Consider the following 15,823-nt stretch of genomic DNA (forward strand, 5'->3'; position numbering starts at 1 on the left):
GGCATGTCTCGGGACGGCCACAACGGGCTGGTCAAGGAAGCGGGATCGAGCGCAGGGCGTGATGGGTCGTCGGCTCGACGACGACATGGCCCGAGCGGCCTCCCGGCGCGATGAGCGCGGGGTGTTCGCCGCCCCTGGACTGCGGGTACGGCGGGGACATGCGCGGCGCGGCGGCTCCGGTCCCGTCCGGGCCGGCGTGCAGGTCGATCGTGATCACGCGTCCCCTGGTGTCGTCGTTCCCGGGGGTGAAGGTCACGAACCGCCCACCGGACAGCTCGGCTTCCTCCGTGGTGGTGTCGTAGCTCCACAGCCTGCGGGGGTGGTTGAGATCGTAGGCGTTCCAGGTACCGGTGCCCGGGTCCTCCGGGGTGTCCTCGAACAGCATCAGCACACCGTCCGACGAGATCACGCCGCGTTCGGGCTTCAGGCCCGGGTCCTCGGCGGCGGTCCTGAGCGGCCCGAGCGTGACCGGGTCGAGACGGCGGAGGGGCGGGAAGGCGTCGCCGGCAGTAGCGGAGCTACCTGCGCACACCAGGTAGCCGCCGCCGGAGATCAGGTGCGGGCACCAGTCCAGGGGGACGCCGCCGTAGGAGGCGGTGCCTGGCGGGCTGGTCGCGACGCTCCTGCCGGTACGGGCGTCGCGGGCGGTGACCTTCGTGCCGTCGGTGCTGTAGACCCGGCCGCCGAACGCGGCGATGCCTTCGTACGGGATCGCATCGACGGCCCTGTGCCACAGCGCTGCACCGTCGGACGCCCGGAAGGCACCGAGGGCGACGTTCGTGTAGCCCTCGGTCTGCACGGCGTCGCTCTTGGCGTCGAGGGCGTAGACGACGCCGTCCGCCGCGGCCATGCCGAGGTAGGAGCGCTTGGAGGGCAGCCGGTGGGTCCAGGCCGCCTTACCCGTGCGCAGATTCGCGGCGCGCAGCGTGTGACCGCCGCTGGTGGCGGCGCGTTCGTCGGCTGCGTCGACGACGAGCCCGCCGTTCTTTCCGCCGCCACCGGTGGCGGGGACCGTCCAGGTGATCGCGCCGGTGACCCGGGAGACCCCGAGGAGGCCGTCGGGGGCGGTGCTGCACACGACCTGGTGGGCCGTGGCGCCACAGGTTCCGGACGCCTCCTGCCGGGAGAGGGACTTCGTCCACGCGCGCCAGGGACCGTCGACGGCCACGGACGTGTGCGCGGTGGAGGGAGCGGGCTGTGCGGTGCCCGTAGCCGAGCACCCGACGATCAACGCCGCGCCCGCCAAGGACGCCATCCCTCGCACTCGCCGCATGCCAAGTCACCCCCGGTAGCCCTGCTCCCAGAGACGACCGACTGCGGCGGGCGATGGTTGTACAGCGTCAGACACCCGAGAGAATAGAACCTTTGCGCGAATGCGGCCGGGCGAACGACTCCGGGAAAGCGCAGTGGAGTTGAGACGGCCCACCGATGAAGGATCCTGAGACAGCGCGGAAGGCCCAGGTCGCAGAGCCGCCATATGAAGCCGAGCGTGGCCACTGCGCGGTGCCTTTTGAGGCGATTGATACCGCACTCGACCGCATGCCGAGCCTTGTAGCCCTCAGAGTCGAACTTCGTCGGACGGCCGCCGCGAGAGCCGAGCTTCCTTCGGTTGCGGGCCTGGTCTGCCTTGTCCGGGATGGTGCAGCGGATGCCACGTCTGCGCAGGTAGGCGCGGTTCTTGCGGGAGGCGTACGCCTTGTCGGCGCGCACCCGCCTCGGCCGAGTGCGCGGTCTGCCTGGCCCCAGTCGGGGCACCCTGATGCGGCCCAGGACTGCCTCGAACAGCGGGGAGTGCCCGCGCTGTCCGGGGGTGATCACGATGGACATGGGCTTCTGCCCCTGCTCGACGGCCAGGTGCAGCTTCGTGGTCAGTCCGCCGCGCGAGCGCCCGAGTCCGTGGTCACCGGGCTCGGTGGCGACGCCGCCGGGCGGCTCCTTCTGCAGCTCCCCCTTTTCCTCGCTCCGGCGGCGTGCTGGTGGGCCCGGCAGACGGTGGAGTCGATGTTGAGGTCCCAGGTGATCAGGTCCTTCGCATCGGCCCGGGTCTGGAGCTGGGTGAAGATGCGCTGCCAGGTGCCGTTGCGCTGCCAGCGGCGGAAGGGGTCGTACGCCCGGCCCCACGGCCCGTACCCCTCGGGAATATCCCGCCATGGGATGCCGGTACGGACCCGGAAGTGTATGCCGCGATCAGCTGCCGCCGGGTCCATATCGGTGGCCGGCCCGGCTTCTTGCCCTTCGGCAACAGCGGTTCCAGCACGGCCCATTGTTCGTCCGTGAGATCTCCAGGTGTCACGAAGCAAGATCATCTCATGGTCAAGATCCACTTTCGATACACGCCCTAGCGGTCCGCCGCGACCGCCACCTCCCGAGCCCACCGGTAGTCGGCCTTGCCGCTGGGCGACCGCCGTATCGTCTCGGCGATCACCAGCTGCCGCGGGATCTTGTAACCGGCGAGATGGGTACGGCAGTAGGACTGCACGTCCTCCAGCGAAGGCCGTGGTGCGCCGTCCCGCAGCTGTACGACCGCCGCCACATGGTTGCCCCACTTCGCGTCCGGCACCCCGGCCACCAGCGCGTCGTACACGTCCGGATGGGACTTCAGCGCCTGCTCGACCTCCTCCGGATACACCTTCTCGCCCCCGGTGTTGATGCACTGCGAGCCCCGGCCGAGAACCGTGACCACACCCTCCTCGTCCACCGTCCCCATGTCGCCGAGCAGCACCCACCGCTCGCCGTCCTTCTCGAAGAAGGTCTCGGCGGTTTTCTTCGGGTCGTTGTAGTAGCCGAGCGGGACGTGGCCGCACTGTGCGACCCGGCCCACCTCGCCCACGGCGACCGGCTCGTGGGTGGCCGGATCGACCACCTGCGTACGGGAGTTGACGCGGATGCGGAAGCTCTGCCCGGCCCCGGAGTCGGCCGTCGCCGTGCCGTTGAAGCCGGACTCGGAGGAGCCGTAGTTGTTGAGCAGCATCGCGTTCGGGAGCAGCTGCTGGAACTGCCGGCGCACCGTCTCCGAGAGCACCGCGCCGGACGAGGACACGCTGAACACCGACGAGCAGTCCGTGCCCTTCATGGGCCCGGCCAGGGTGTCGATCAGCGGCCGCAGCATCGCGTCGCCGACCAGCGAGATGCTGGTGACCTTCTCCTTCTCGATCGTCCGCAGCACCTCCTCGGGCACGAACTTGCGGTGGATGACGACCCGTTGTCCGAAGTTGAAGCCGATGAAGGAGGTGAGCGTCGAGGTGCCGTGCATGAGCGGGGGAGTGGGGAAGAAGGTGATCCCGGAGCCGCCGGCCGCGACCCGCTCGGCGAGCTCCTGCGGCTTCTTGACCGGCTCACCGGTCGGCGCGCCTCCGCCGAGCCCCGAGAAGAACAGGTCCTCCTGCCGCCACATCACACCCTTGGGCATCCCGGTGGTGCCGCCCGTGTAGATGATGAACTGGTCGTCGCCCGACCGGGCCGGGAACCCGCGCTCCGGCGACCCGCCCGCCTCGGCGTCGGCGAACGACACGGCGGCTCCCCCGTCCTCGGCCCCGCCCACCCGCACCAGATGCCGCAGCTTCGGACACTGCGGCAGCGCCGCCGCCACCCGCCCGTCGAACTCCGCGTCGAAGACCAGCGCCACCAGATCGGCGTCCCGGTACAGGTACACCAACTCGTCCTCAACGTAACGGTAGTTGACGTTGACCGGGACGATCCGCGCCTTCAGGCACCCGAACACCGTCTGCAGATACTCGATGCCGTTGTAGAGGTGCAGCCCAAGGTGTTCACCAGGGCGTATCCCGGCGTCGATCAGGTGGTGGGCGATGCGGTTCGCCGCCGTGTCCAGCTCCGCGTACGTCAGCCGGTGCTCCGTCCCCGTGCCCGGGTGGTCGATGTACACCAGGGCCTCGCGGTCCGGCACCACGTCGACGACCGACTCGAACAGATCGGCAAGGTTGTACTCCACCGCTCCTCCTGACCCCGGGCGTGCCTGGCAGTTGCCGGTTCGCCGGTCATCAGAGCAAAGGGGGCGGCAACTGTGAAGGGTCCGCGCGAAGAAATCTGACTGCCTGTCAGAAAACCCTTGAAGTGGCTCCCCGCCTACTGCAACCTGTTCTCGTTCTTTGAGAGGGGAGATGGGTCATGGGTGGGACCGAACACCTCACCGTGCAGCGCGAAGGCGCCACACTGGTGCTCACGCTCAACAGGCCGGACGCGAGGAACGCGCTCTCGCTGTCCATGCTCGTCGGCCTGTACGACGGCTGGATCGAGGCCGACGAGGACGATGCCGTCCGCTCGATCGTGCTGACCGGCGCGGGCGGTGCGTTCTGCGCCGGCATGGACCTCAAGGCCCTCGCCGGCAAGGGCATGGAGGGCGAGCACTACCGCGACCGCCTCAAGGCCGATCCGGACCTGCACTGGAAGGCGATGCTGCGCCACCACCGCCCCCGCAAGCCGGTGATCGCCGCCGTCGAGGGCCACTGCGTGGCGGGCGGCACCGAGATCCTCCAGGGCACCGACATCCGCGTCGCGGGCGAGTCGGCGACCTTCGGCCTCTTCGAGGTCAAGCGCGGCCTGTTCCCCATCGGCGGCTCCACCGTCCGGCTGCAACGCCAGATCCCGCGCACCCACGCGCTGGAGATGCTGCTCACCGGCCGCCCCTACACCGCCCGGGAAGCCGCCGACGTCGGCCTGATCGGCCATGTCGTGCCCGACACCACCGCCCTCGCCAAGGCACTGGAGATCGCCGAACAGATCAACGCCTGCGGGCCGTTGGCGGTCGAAGCCGTCAAGGCGTCCGTGTACGAAACCGCCGACATGACGGAGACGGACGGCCTCGCCTCCGAACTCAAGCGCGGCTGGCCCATCTTCGACACCGCCGACGCCAAGGAGGGCGCCCGCGCCTTCGCGGAGAAGCGACCGCCCACATACAAGCGCGCCTGACCCGAAGGAGACCGGGCATGCCCGAAGTCCTCAAAGCCCCCCTCGCCGTCGAATTCCCCTTCACCCGCTCCGTCGGCCCCGTCCAGAGCGCCTTCCTTACCGGCCTGCGCGAGCGTGTCGTCCTCGGGGTGAAGACCGGCGACGGCCGCGTCCTCGTCCCGCCCGTCGAGTACGACCCCGTCACCGCCGAGGAGATCCGCGACCTGGTCGAGGTCGCCCCCACCGGCACGGTCACCACCTGGGCCTGGAACCACGAACCCCGCCGCGGGCAGCCCCTCGACACCCCCTTCGCCTGGGTCCTGGTCCGCCTCGACGGCGCCGACACCGCCCTTCTGCACGCCCTCGACGCCCCCGGCCCCGACGCCGTACACACCGGCATGCGCGTCCGCGTCCGCTGGGCCGATGAGCGGTCCGGCGCCATCACCGACATCGCCTGCTTCGAACCGTACGACGGAGAACCCGCCCAACCGGCAGGCCACAGCGGCAAGTTCACCGATGCCATCACCGGAATCGTCGCCCCCGCCCGCCTCGACTACACCTACTCGCCCGGCCGCGCCCAGACCGCCTACATCCACGCGCTCTCCGAGCGGCGGACGGTGGGCGAACGCTGTCCCTCCTGCCGCAAGGTGTACGTCCCGCCCAGGGGCGCCTGCCCCACCTGCGGCGTCGCCACGTCGGAACAGGTCGAGGTGGGGCCGCGGGGCACCGTCACCACGTACTGCATCGTCAACATCAAGGCGAAGAACCTCGACATCGAAGTCCCGTACGTCTACGCCCACATCGCCCTCGACGGCGCCGACCTCGCGCTGCACGGCCGCATCGGCGGCATCCCCTACGACCAGGTGCGCATGGGCCTGCGCGTCGAACCGGTGTGGACCGAAGGGACCCGCCATCCGGACCACTACCGGCCCACCGGCGAACCCGACGCGGAGTACGACGCGTACAAGGAGCTGCTGTGATGCGTGACATAGCACTGGTCGCCTTCGCCCAGACCGGCCATCGGCGCACCAGCGAGGAGCTCTCCGAGGTGGAGATGCTGATGCCGGTGCTGCACGACGTACTCGGACAGACCGGCCTGAAGACCGCCGACATCGGCTTCACCTGCTCCGGCTCCAGCGACTACCTCGCCGGCCGCGCCTTCTCCTTCACCCTCGCCCTCGACGGCGTAGGCGCCTGGCCGCCCATCTCCGAGTCGCACGTCGAGATGGACGGCGCGTGGGCGCTGTACGAGGCGTGGACCAAGCTCCTGACGGGGGACGCGGACACCGCCCTCGTCTACTCCTACGGCAAGTCCTCACCCGGCTCCGTACGTGACGTCCTGACCCGGCAGCTCGACCCGTACTACGTGGCTCCCCTGTGGCCCGACTCCGTCGCCCTGGCCGCCCTGCAGGCACAGGCCCTCATCGACGCGGGCGACACCGACGAGCCTGCACTCGCGGCCGTCGCAGCCCGCAGCCGCGCGGACGCCGCCGCCAACTCCCACGCCCAGCTGCGGGGTTCGGTACCGCAAGGGGACTACCTCGTACGGCCCCTCCGTACCGGAGACTGCCCGCCCATCGGCGACGGAGCCGCCGCCGTGGTCCTCGCGGCGGGGGAGCGGGCCCGGGAACTGTGCGAGCGGCCGGCGTGGATCCGCGGCATCGACCACCGCATCGAGGCGCACGGCCTCGGCGTCCGCGACCTGACCGACTCGCCCTCCACCCGCCTGGCCGCCGAGAAGGCCGGGGCCTTCGAACGGCCCGTCGACACGGCCGAGTTGCACGCGCCGTTCACCTCGCAGGAGGTCGTGCTGCGCAAGGCGCTCCGGCTGGACGACAGCGTGCGGGTGAACCCGTCCGGCGGGGCCCTCGCCGCCAACCCGATCATGGCCGCCGGGCTCATCCGCATCGGGGAGGCCGCCGCCGGCATCCACCGCGGCGAGTCCGACCGGGCCCTCGCCCACGCCACCTCCGGGCCCTGTCTGCAACAGAACCTGGTCGCCGTACTCGAAGGGGATCCGCGATGAGCAAGGAGCCCGTGGCCGTCGTAGGGATCGGCCAGACCAAGCACGTGGCGGCCCGGCGGGACGTGTCGATCGCGGGACTTGTGCGTGAAGCGGCCAGGCGGGCGCTCGACGACGCCGAGTTGACCTGGGCCGACATGGACGCCGTCGTCGTCGGCAAGGCGCCCGACTTCTTCGAGGGCGTGATGATGCCCGAGCTGTACCTCGCCGACGCGCTCGGCGCGGTCGGCAAACCGATGCTGCGCGTGCACACCGCCGGATCGGTCGGCGGCTCGACCGCGCTCGTCGCCGCCAATCTGGTCGCGGCGCGCGTGCACGGCACCGTCCTCACGCTCGCCTTCGAGAAGCAGTCCGAGTCCAACGCCATGTGGGGCCTGTCCCTGCCGATCCCCTTCCAGCAGCCGCTGCTCGCGGGGGCGGGCGGCTTCTTCGCCCCGCACGTGCGCGCGTACATGCGGCGCACCGGCGCGCCCGACACCGTCGGCTCGCTGGTGGCGTACAAGGACCGGCGCAACGCGCTGAAGAACCCCTACGCCCACCTCCATGAGCACGACATCACTCTGGAGAAGGTCCAGGCCTCGCCCATGCTGTGGGATCCGATCCGCTACTCCGAGACCTGCCCGTCCTCCGACGGCGCCTGCGCCATGGTGCTGACGGACCGGGCGGGCGCGGCACGCGCGCCCCGGCCACCCGCGTGGATGCTGGGAGGCGCCATGCGCAGTGAGCCCACCCTCTTCGCCGGCAAGGACGCCGTGTCGCCGCAGGCCGGCAAGGACTGTGCCGCCGACGTGTACCGGCAGGCCCAGATCGCCGATCCGCGCCGCGACATCGACGCCGTCGAGATGTACGTGCCGTTCTCCTGGTACGAGCCCATGTGGCTGGAGAACCTCGGCTTCGCCGACGAGGGCGAGGGCTGGAAACTCACCGAATCCGGGGTGACCGAGCTGGACGGGGACCTGCCCGTCAACATGTCGGGCGGTGTCCTGTCGACCAATCCCATCGGCGCCTCCGGCATGATCCGCTTCGCGGAGGCGGCGCTCCAGGCATGCGGACAGGCCGGAGAACACCAGGTGGAAGGGGCCCGGCGGGTTCTCGGGCACGCCTACGGCGGCGGATCGCAGTTCTTCTCGATGTGGCTCGTGGGCAGCGAACCTCCGGACTCGTAAAAGACTCCGGAAAGGTCCCCCTCACGTGGCCTGTTGGCATCAGAAACCGATCGCTAGGCTGGCCGCGGACGACGCGAATCGGGAGGAGCACGGACGTGGCCGAGAGCACCATCCAGCAGCACCCGCTTGCGGGCTGGGACAAGCCTGACCTGGACCTCAGCACCGCCGACTGGCACTCGAGCAGCCGTGGCCTGGGGGATGTCCAGATCGCCTTTGTCGAGGGATTCATCGCGATGCGCAACAGCGGCCGCCCGGAAAGCCCTTCCTTGATCTTCACGCCCGCGGAATGGGGCGCGTTCGTGTCGGGGGCGCGGGAAGGAGAGTTCGACCTGACCTGACCCGGCGGTCGTGCCGCCGAGCCGACGGGGCGATCCGGGGGTGTTCCACCCGTCTTTCCGGACACGCGACCTTGAGCGCTCTTCCCGGGCCGATGCCTGAGCGAGGCTGGCCCCGGGAAGGGAAGGTCGTCTTCCGGAGGTGAGGAACCCCATGAGCAGCACCCTGCCGGTCATCGCGGCGGTCGACGGTTCGGACGACAGCCTGCGCGCCCTGGACTGGGCCCTCGACGACGCGGCCAGACGCGGGGTGCCGCTGCGGGTGGTCCATGTGCGGCAGTACGCAGCCTGGGCGCAGCCCGATGTCCTGACCGCCGGGTTGCCGGAGCCGGGCGACGATCCGGTGCTCGGCCAGGTGCGTACGTACCTGGCGGGGCGGGCCGACCTGCCGGTCGTGGAGTACCAGGGACTGGAGGGGGCGCCGGGCGCCATCCTGCCCGAACTGGGCTCCAGCGCCCAGCTGTTGGTACTCGGTTCCCGGGGACGCGGCGGCTTCGCCAGTCTGCTGCTCGGCTCCAACGGCATGGCCGCCGCCCGCGACGCCGAGTGCCCCGTCGTCGTGGTGCCCCGGCCCGGACGCGAGGTGCACGGTGACGTACCGGTCGAGCCCGGCCCGCGCGTGGTCGTCGGCCTGCAGGTGGACAGCCCCGACGAGGCGACCCTGGCCTTCGCCTTCACCGAGGCCGAGCTGCGCGGCGCCCGCCTCCACGTGGTCGCCGCCTACATGTGGCCCGTGCAGACCTGGGCCACCCCCGGGGAACTCGTCCCGCCGGTGGTCGACCAGAACGCCGTGGAGAACCAGACATGGACCCTCGCCGAGGGCTTCCTCGCCCCGCACCGTTCAAGACACCCCGGCGTCCGCGCCGACGCCTACGCAATGCCGGGTGACGCGGCAGGCCAGCTGGTCGCGGCCTCCGGCAACGCCGACCTGGTCGTCGTCAGCCGCCACCGCCGCCGCCTGCCGGCCCCCGCCCGCATGATGGGCTCGGTCGCCCAGGCAGTGCTGCTGCACGCGGCGGCCCCGGTGGCGGTGGTGCCGCCGGCATCGGGGGAGGAGTGAGGGCCCGCGAGCGCCGGCATGGAATCACGGCCACAGCAGCTGAGGAGCACTCGCGCCGGGAGTGGCGCAAGCCCTCCAGCGGCAACCGCGCACACGTCGCCCGGCACCAGGACCGGCACAGGAAGATCCCGCAGGCGTGACGGCTCAGCCGACCTGGATGTGCTTGTTCATCCCGAGCTGCTTGTGACCCGGGATCGGGCAGTACAGGTCGTACGTGCCCTTCTTGAAGGTCACCGTCACCATCGCCTGCTGGCCGCTCTGGATGTTCTTGGTCTTGGCGTCCTCCACGCCGGGGCCGTCGATGGACAGGGCGTGCGTGATCTTGCCGGCGTTGTCGGCGACGAAGGTGTAGGTGCCCGGTGTGAACGACGACCGGGACAGCTTCAGCCCGTACTCGGTCTCGGTGACCGTCACCCGGGTCCCCGAGGCGGCCTTGCTCGCGCCGGAGGAGGCCGAGCTGCCTCCCCCGCCACCGCTGGAGCAGGCGGCCAGGACGAGGGCGCCGGCGAACACCGACGCCGTGACCCGGAGTGCCGTACCCGTCGTACGGGCCTTGCTTGCCGTGCGTGCCATCTGGCTCATCCCCTTCGGGGCCTGCCCGCGACCCGTCGGGCTTGTCCGCGTCTGCGGCGGGAGACCCTCTATGGGGGATACGGACGGAGGTGTCCCGGTGTTCAGGGCAGTCGCAGACGAGCGGCGAAACAGCCCTGAAGCGGCTCGGCCAGTAACTCACAGACCCGGTCGCGCGACCCCGGTGAGGCGTACGCTGAGGTGCCTGTAGGTCACGGTGCGCGCCCGCTCCCCGCGCGGGTGTACCACCGTGGCAGGGGGTACGCCATGGGGCAGCGCATCGTGCGGAGCAGCCGCACCATCTTCGAACGCGAGAGTGAACTCGCCGCAGTGGACGAGGCGTTGGGAGAGCTCACCGGTCTGCGCAGGGACGGCGCCGAACCCTCCGACCGCCCCCGCGGAGCCCTCCTCGCCGTCGCCGGGCGCGCCGGCATCGGCAAGACCACCCTCCTCGCCGAGGTACGCAGGCGCGCCGCCACCCGGGGCTGCACCGTGCTGTCCGCTCGCGGCGGCGACCAGGAACAGCGCGTCGCCTTCCATGTCGCCCGCCAACTGCTGCAGCCCCAACTGGCCGGCTCCGCGGAGACCGATCTGCGGGCCTCGCTGGGCAGTTGGTACGACATCGTCGGCCCCGCCCTCGGCCTGTGCGCCCCGACCGACGGCGCCCCGCCCGACCAGCAGGGCCTGCGCGACGGCCTGGACTGGGTGCTCACCCATCTCGCCGTGCTGCGCGCCCCGATGGTCCTCGTCCTCGACGACGCCCACTGGGCCGACCCCGAATCCCTGCGCTGGCTCGCCGCTTTCGCACCCCGCGCCGAACAACTCCCGCTGCTCGTCGTCGTCGCCTACCGGCCCGAGGAACTCCCCGACCACGCCGAGTCGTTCAAGGGATTGCCGGGGCGTGCGGGCGGACGCCCCCTCGACCTGGAACCGCTGAGCGCCGCCGCCGTCGCCCGCCTCGTGCGGGAGACGCTCGGTGCGCATGCCGACGACGCGTTCTGCCGCGAGTGCTGGGCCGTCACCGCCGGCAACCCGTTCGAGACGGTCGAGCTCATCGCCAAGGTGCGCGACCGCGGCCTCACCCCGACCGAGACCGGCGCCCACCTGCTGCGCGACCTCGCCGCCGCCGTCAAGGGCAGCGGCCTCGTCGCCCGCCTCGAACGGCTCGGCACCTCCACCGTGCGCTTCGCCTGGGCCTGCGCCGTCCTGGGCACCGAGATCCACCCCCAGCTCGCCGCAGCCGTTGCCGGACTCGGCCACGAGGAGGCCGCCGATGCCGCCGACGCGCTGCGCGGCGCCCGCATCCTCACCGGCGCCGAGACCCTCGAGTTCGTCCACCCCCTGATCGCCACCGCCGTCTACCGGGCCATCCCGCTCGGCGTCCGCGTCGCCCTGCACGGCCAGGCCGCCTGGTGCGTGATCAACGACGGACAGGGGCCCTCGGCCGCCGCCCGCCACCTCCTGGAGACCCACCCCGACGGCGACAACTGGGTCGTCCAGCAACTGCGCGCCGCCGCCGAGGAGACCCTCCGCGCGGGCGCCCCCGACGCCGCCCGCAGCTACCTCGCCCGCGCCCTGCGCGAACCCCCGCCCTACGAGGACCGCGCCGCCATCCTGTACGAACTCGGCTCCGCCTCCCTGCTCACCGAACCCGCCACCACTGTCAACCACCTGCGCGCCGCCCTCGAGGAGCCCATCGCCGACGCCCGGCTGCGCCAGCACATCGTCTACCGGCTCTCCCAGGTCCTCGCCCACAGCGACCGCCTCGCCGAGGCATCCGACACCCTTGCCCGCGAGATCCGCGTCACCGACGACGCCCGGGTCAAGCTGCGCATGGTCGCCGAACAGTTCATGTGGGACGCCTTCCGCGCCGACGAACCCGACCACCCCGCCCGCTCCCGCCGCCTGACCAAGCTCGCCGACCGCCTCAGCGGCCGCGATCTCACCGAGCGCTACATCATCGGCCTGCGCACCTGGGACGCGATCCTGCGCGGCGAACCCGCCCACGTCGCCCTCCACCACGCCGAACGCGCCCTCGCCGGCGGCCTCGGCTGGGCCGAGGCCGACCGCGGCTTCGAGGTGCCCGTCCTGGTCGCGCTCGCCTTCATGTACGCCGACCGGCCGGGGCGCACGGAGGAACTGTTCGCGACCGGCATCGCCGACTTCGAACGCCAGGGCTGGCGCGGCGCCCACCTCTCCTTCGCCTACACGCTCCTCGCCTACGTCCGCTACCGCCGCGGCCGGCTCTCCGAGGCCCAGGACTTCGTCATGGCGGGACTCCGGCTCGCCGAGCGCGTCGGCCCCGGCACCCCCGCCCACTGGTACGCCGTGGGCATCCTCATCGAGGTCCTCCTCGCCCGAGGTCGCCTCACCGAGGCCGCGCAGGTCGCCGAGGACTACTCCTTCGGGGCGCCCTTCCCGGCCGCCGTCGTCTTCCCCGACGCCCAGACCGTGCACGGCGAACTCCTGCTCGCCCGCGGCCGCACCAAGGAAGCGGCGGAGGAGCTGGCCGCAGCCGGCCGCCGCCTGGAACCGCGCGGCATGCGCAACCCAGCCTGGTGCCCCTGGCAGCTCCACCTCGCCCGCGCCGAGAGCCACGACACCCCCGAACGCGCCGTCGCCACCGCCCTCGAAGCGGTCGCCCGCGCCCGCCAGTTCGGCACCCCGTCCGCCATCGGCCAGGCCCTGCGGACCGCCGCCGAGGTCTCCTCCGGATCGGCCCGCATCAATTACCTGAAGGAGTCCGTCGCCCACCTGGAGCGCTCCCCGGCCGCCTACGAACTCGCCTGCTCACTCGTAGCCCTGGGCACCGAACTCCGCCGCACCGGCCGCCCCGCAGAGGCCGCCGAACACCTCTACCGCGGCCTCGACGCCGCCGTCCAGTGCAGCGCCGACGGCCTCGTCGAAACCGCCCGCGACGAACTCGCCGCGGCCGGCCTTCGCCCCCGCCGCCTGCACAGCACCGAGACGGACACCCTGACCTCCCGGGAACGCACCGCCGCAAACCTTGCTGCTCAGGGCAGCACCGAGGCCGAGATCGCGAAAGAGCTGCAGATAGATGAGCCAACGGTCGTCCGCCTGCTCTCAGCGGTCTGCCGAAAGATGGGTACGGAGATCACCGGACTGGCGGCAACATTGAAGCCGACCTGAGGCCGCACCTCCCCAGGGGCGCGGGGCTGTATCGACTTGCGGCTCCGCCGCGTGGGCGCGATCAACCCCCACAACCCGCACCCGAACGACGACCGCCCCCGGCCCACCAACCGGCAGGGTCCACGTACCATTGGCGACATGTCGTTCCTCCGCCGCCGCAGCGCCACCCCCGCCGGGCCCGACTTCGACGTACTGGCCATGGACCCGGGCGACTGGCCCGGCAATCTGGGCGCCGGTCTGCTGCCCGCCCCCGACGGCACCTGTCAGGGCGTCTTCCTGCGCTACGACCTGTTCGGCGGCCGCGGCCCCGCGATGATCATCGGCAATCTGCCCGAGGGCTCCCCGGCCCGCGAGGTCGCCGAGGACGAGATCCCCTTCGAGGTGGCCCAGCTGCTGCTCGCGCTGGAGAACGAGGAGGAGGTGAGCGTCGTCGGCGTCGAGGACATGCCGGTCATGCAGGGCGACAATCTCCTGATCGTGCGCCGCCTCAAGCTCTCCGAGAGCCGGATCTCCTGCGTGCAGTTCGACCGGAGTGACAACGTCCTGGTGACCATCGCCGCCTGGGACCGCCCCATCACCGACGACCTGTACGCCCTGCTGAAGCCGCTCCCGGCGGAGCTTTTCCAGCAGGGCTGACACCTGCTAGGGGCGGGACGGCACCATCGTCACGTCCGCGGCGCGCACGAACTCCACCCGGTGCCCGAACTGGATCTCGTAGTACAGGTCCTTGCCGACCACCACCCGGTGCGAGTCGGTGGTGAAGGTGACCGCGTAGTAGTACTCGCCGGGCACCTTGTCACCGACCACGTACCTCTGACCCTTGGGCAGCGTGTACGGCAGCGGGGACACCGCCTGCGCGGGCACCTCCGCCGGATAGGCCGAGGCCTCGGGGTAGGCGCGCCCGTAGACCGGGATGCTGTCCAGGCCCGGCTTGGGGGTCACCACGAAGCCGGAGGCGTTCACCGCGGTCGGGCGCTTCTTCGGGTTCTTGAACCATGCCTTCTGGCCCAGGTACCAGATCGCCGTCCAGTCGCCGTAGCGGCCGGCCACCGCGTACTGCTGGCCGGTGGACGCCCGGGAGCCCACGTCATTGACGTCGATCGTCGAGTCGGCGCCCTTGTGCAGACCGACGTCCTTGATCAGGGCGGATTTCTCGTCGTGATCGGAGTACAGCCGCACCTCGCTGGAGCCGTGCGCCGCACATGGCTCGTCCTTGGTGACGCAACCGGTGTACTCCGGCCGGTTGGCCGCGAAGTCGGGCCGGATCGTCACCAGCCCGCCGCTCTTGCCGGCGGTCCGCTTGAAGGGGTGGCCCAGCAGCTCGAAGTAGTGCCGCCAGTCCCAGAACGGGCCGGGGTCGGTGTGCATGCCCGGGATGGTCGACGTTGTCGTGCCCGGCACGTTGTCATGGCCGAGGATGTGCTGCCGGTCCAGCGGGATGCGGTACTTCGCGGCGAGATACCGCACCAGCCGCGCCGACGCCCGGTACATCGCCTCCGTGTACCAGGCGTCGGGCGCGGCGAGGAAGCCCTCGTGCTCCAGGCCGATCGACTTGGCGTTGATGTACCAGTTGCCCGCGTGCCAGGCCACGTCCTTCGCCTTGACGTGCTGGGCGATCAGCCCGTCCGTGGAGCGCAGCGTGTAGTTCCACGACACATAGGTGGGGTCCTGGACCAGTTTCAGGGACGTGTCCCAGGTGCCCTCGGTGTCGTGGATGACGATGTACTTGATGCTCTGGGAGGCCGGGCGGTCGCCCACGTCGTGGTTGCCGTAGTCGTTGTTCCCGAACTGTGCGTACGGTGCCGGGACCCACTGGCAGGACACAGACTTCGGGCATTCCGTGCCGTCGGCGGAGACGGTGCGCAGGCCGGTCTTCTGCAGCTGCGCGGTGTCGGGGGCGAGGTTCGGCTGGGCGGCCAGGGCGACGTGCTCCCCCGCGTCCGTGGTGCGCTCCTCGCCGGTGCGCATCACCTCGTACACGTCGTTCGCGTAGGCAGCCGCCGTCGCGGTGTCGTCCGCGCCCGAGAAACGGGCCACCGCCCCGTACCAGTCGGCCGGGTCCGCGCTGAGGGGCTCGCCCAGATCCTTCTGTTCGGCGGCCAGCAGCGCGGCACCGCCCGCCACATTGGCGGCGGGGTCCGTCCGGAGCTGCTCGGCGCCCAGCCCGGTCAGTGCGGCAGCCTTCGGCAACGTCTTGAGCCGGGGCGGGAGTTCGGAGTTCTCCGGCACCTTCGTATCCGGGTGCAGGGCGGCGCGGGCCGAGTCCCCGCGGGCGTCCCCCGCGCCGTCGCGGTGGCCCCCGGTCCGGGGGATGGCGGTGCGGGCGTCGGTGAGGTGCATCGGGCCGTAGCCGCCGGACACGCTCGGCGCGCCGCCGTGTGCGTCCCAGCGGGACTGCAGATAGGAGACGCCCAGCAGCACGCTCTGCGGCACATGGTATTCGGCGGACGCCGATGCGAACGCCTGTTGGAGCCCGTCCCCGGAGGGCCGGGCATTGGACGGGGCCGCGCCGAGGAGCGGCAGCAGCAGGGCCGCCGCGGCGAGGGCCCCGGCGGTTCTGCGGGCGCGTCTGTGGCCGGGTGCGGACGTGGGGTCGGTGGCAGATCCTCGCAAT

General features: G+C 71.3%; 14 protein-coding genes. 8 read left to right on the plus strand and 6 right to left on the minus strand.

Features of this window, described 5'->3' with window-relative positions; genetic code table 11:
• Positions 1 to 31 precede the first annotated feature (31 nt).
• From ACFY10_RS32565 to ACFY10_RS32580, 4 genes are all read right to left on the minus strand, one after another.
• Complete coding sequence (locus tag ACFY10_RS32565; protein ID WP_390668809.1) at positions 32 to 1,273, minus strand: PQQ-binding-like beta-propeller repeat protein; 1,242 nt, start codon at positions 1,271 to 1,273, stop codon at positions 32 to 34.
• Positions 1,228 to 1,944: a transposase gene (locus ACFY10_RS32570; RefSeq protein WP_390668998.1), complete on the minus strand. Its 717-nt coding sequence runs from the start codon at positions 1,942 to 1,944 to the stop codon at positions 1,228 to 1,230. The genes ACFY10_RS32565 and ACFY10_RS32570 overlap by 46 nt, the downstream gene beginning before the upstream one ends.
• On the minus strand, positions 1,869 to 2,264 hold the full coding sequence (locus ACFY10_RS32575) for a transposase (RefSeq protein ID WP_390668810.1): 396 nt from the start codon (positions 2,262 to 2,264) through the stop codon (positions 1,869 to 1,871). Before ACFY10_RS32575 ends, ACFY10_RS32570 begins: the two co-directional genes overlap by 76 nt.
• 74 nt (positions 2,265 to 2,338) lie before the next feature.
• Positions 2,339 to 3,949 (minus strand): acyl-CoA synthetase, encoded by a 1,611-nt coding sequence (locus ACFY10_RS32580; RefSeq protein ID WP_390668811.1) that lies wholly within the window; start codon positions 3,947 to 3,949, stop codon positions 2,339 to 2,341.
• A 176-nt stretch (positions 3,950 to 4,125) separates the two neighbouring features.
• Between ACFY10_RS32580 and ACFY10_RS32585 the strand changes: the two genes are divergently transcribed.
• The 6 genes from ACFY10_RS32585 to ACFY10_RS32610 all read left to right on the plus strand — a co-directional run bounded on the left by ACFY10_RS32585 (position 4,126) and on the right by ACFY10_RS32610 (position 9,489).
• Complete coding sequence (locus ACFY10_RS32585; RefSeq protein WP_390668812.1) at positions 4,126 to 4,926, plus strand: crotonase/enoyl-CoA hydratase family protein; 801 nt, start codon at positions 4,126 to 4,128, stop codon at positions 4,924 to 4,926.
• 17 nt (positions 4,927 to 4,943) lie between these two features.
• The gene (locus ACFY10_RS32590; RefSeq protein ID WP_390668813.1) at positions 4,944 to 5,885 is read left to right on the plus strand and encodes a Zn-ribbon domain-containing OB-fold protein; all 942 of its coding nucleotides are present in this window, start codon (positions 4,944 to 4,946) and stop codon (positions 5,883 to 5,885) included.
• Positions 5,885 to 6,931 carry a thiolase domain-containing protein gene (locus tag ACFY10_RS32595; RefSeq protein ID WP_390668814.1) on the plus strand — a complete coding sequence of 349 codons (1,047 nt, stop codon included), beginning with the start codon at positions 5,885 to 5,887 and terminating at the stop codon, positions 6,929 to 6,931. Before ACFY10_RS32590 ends, ACFY10_RS32595 begins: the two co-directional genes overlap by 1 nt.
• Entirely contained in the window at positions 6,928 to 8,094 is a 1,167-nt protein-coding gene (locus ACFY10_RS32600; protein ID WP_390668815.1) for a thiolase domain-containing protein, read from the plus strand. The genes ACFY10_RS32595 and ACFY10_RS32600 overlap by 4 nt, the downstream gene beginning before the upstream one ends.
• A 95-nt stretch (positions 8,095 to 8,189) precedes the next feature.
• Complete coding sequence (locus ACFY10_RS32605; protein ID WP_361266413.1) at positions 8,190 to 8,432, plus strand: DUF397 domain-containing protein; 243 nt, start codon at positions 8,190 to 8,192, stop codon at positions 8,430 to 8,432.
• 151 nt (positions 8,433 to 8,583) lie between these two features.
• Positions 8,584 to 9,489: a universal stress protein gene (locus ACFY10_RS32610; protein ID WP_390668816.1), complete on the plus strand. Its 906-nt coding sequence runs from the start codon at positions 8,584 to 8,586 to the stop codon at positions 9,487 to 9,489.
• Positions 9,490 to 9,633: 144 nt separating this feature from the next.
• Here the strand turns inward: ACFY10_RS32610 and ACFY10_RS32615 are convergent, their stop codons facing one another.
• Positions 9,634 to 10,062 carry a plastocyanin/azurin family copper-binding protein gene (locus ACFY10_RS32615; protein WP_390668817.1) on the minus strand — a complete coding sequence of 143 codons (429 nt, stop codon included), beginning with the start codon at positions 10,060 to 10,062 and terminating at the stop codon, positions 9,634 to 9,636.
• A 264-nt stretch (positions 10,063 to 10,326) separates the two neighbouring features.
• Here ACFY10_RS32615 and ACFY10_RS32620 point away from each other — a divergent pair, with 264 nt between their 5' ends.
• Both ACFY10_RS32620 and ACFY10_RS32625 read left to right on the plus strand, forming a co-directional pair.
• Complete coding sequence (locus ACFY10_RS32620; protein WP_390668818.1) at positions 10,327 to 13,209, plus strand: AAA family ATPase; 2,883 nt, start codon at positions 10,327 to 10,329, stop codon at positions 13,207 to 13,209.
• Positions 13,210 to 13,347: 138 nt separating this feature from the next.
• Positions 13,348 to 13,845, plus strand: coding sequence for a hypothetical protein (locus tag ACFY10_RS32625; protein ID WP_390668819.1), 498 nt, complete (start codon positions 13,348 to 13,350; stop codon positions 13,843 to 13,845).
• Between the two features lie 6 nt (positions 13,846 to 13,851).
• Here the strand turns inward: ACFY10_RS32625 and ACFY10_RS32630 are convergent, their stop codons facing one another.
• Positions 13,852 to 15,822, minus strand: a complete 1,971-nt coding sequence (locus ACFY10_RS32630) for an N-acetylmuramoyl-L-alanine amidase (RefSeq protein WP_390668820.1) — start codon at positions 15,820 to 15,822, stop codon at positions 13,852 to 13,854.
• Between the last annotated feature and the right edge of the window lies 1 nt (position 15,823).

The organism is Streptomyces sp. NPDC001401 (assembly GCF_042895385.1).
Taxonomy (GTDB): domain Bacteria; phylum Actinomycetota; class Actinomycetes; order Streptomycetales; family Streptomycetaceae; genus Streptomyces.

Bases quoted from the DNA above. Each gene is read 5' to 3' on its own strand.
- ACFY10_RS32565 (WP_390668809.1), bottom strand. From the start codon at position 1,273: ATGCGGCGAGTGCGAGGGATGGCGTCCTTGGCGGGCGCGGCGTTGATC.
- ACFY10_RS32575 (WP_390668810.1), bottom strand. From the start codon at position 2,264: ATGGGCCGTGCTGGAACCGCTGTTGCCGAAGGGCAAGAAGCCGGGCCG.
- ACFY10_RS32585 (WP_390668812.1), top strand. From the start codon at position 4,126: ATGGGTGGGACCGAACACCTCACCGTGCAGCGCGAAGGCGCCACACTG.
- ACFY10_RS32590 (WP_390668813.1), top strand. From the start codon at position 4,944: ATGCCCGAAGTCCTCAAAGCCCCCCTCGCCGTCGAATTCCCCTTCACC.
- ACFY10_RS32595 (WP_390668814.1), top strand. From the start codon at position 5,885: ATGCGTGACATAGCACTGGTCGCCTTCGCCCAGACCGGCCATCGGCGC.
- ACFY10_RS32600 (WP_390668815.1), top strand. From the start codon at position 6,928: ATGAGCAAGGAGCCCGTGGCCGTCGTAGGGATCGGCCAGACCAAGCAC.
- ACFY10_RS32610 (WP_390668816.1), top strand. From the start codon at position 8,584: ATGAGCAGCACCCTGCCGGTCATCGCGGCGGTCGACGGTTCGGACGAC.
- ACFY10_RS32615 (WP_390668817.1), bottom strand. From the start codon at position 10,062: ATGGCACGCACGGCAAGCAAGGCCCGTACGACGGGTACGGCACTCCGG.
- ACFY10_RS32620 (WP_390668818.1), top strand. From the start codon at position 10,327: ATGGGGCAGCGCATCGTGCGGAGCAGCCGCACCATCTTCGAACGCGAG.
- ACFY10_RS32625 (WP_390668819.1), top strand. From the start codon at position 13,348: ATGTCGTTCCTCCGCCGCCGCAGCGCCACCCCCGCCGGGCCCGACTTC.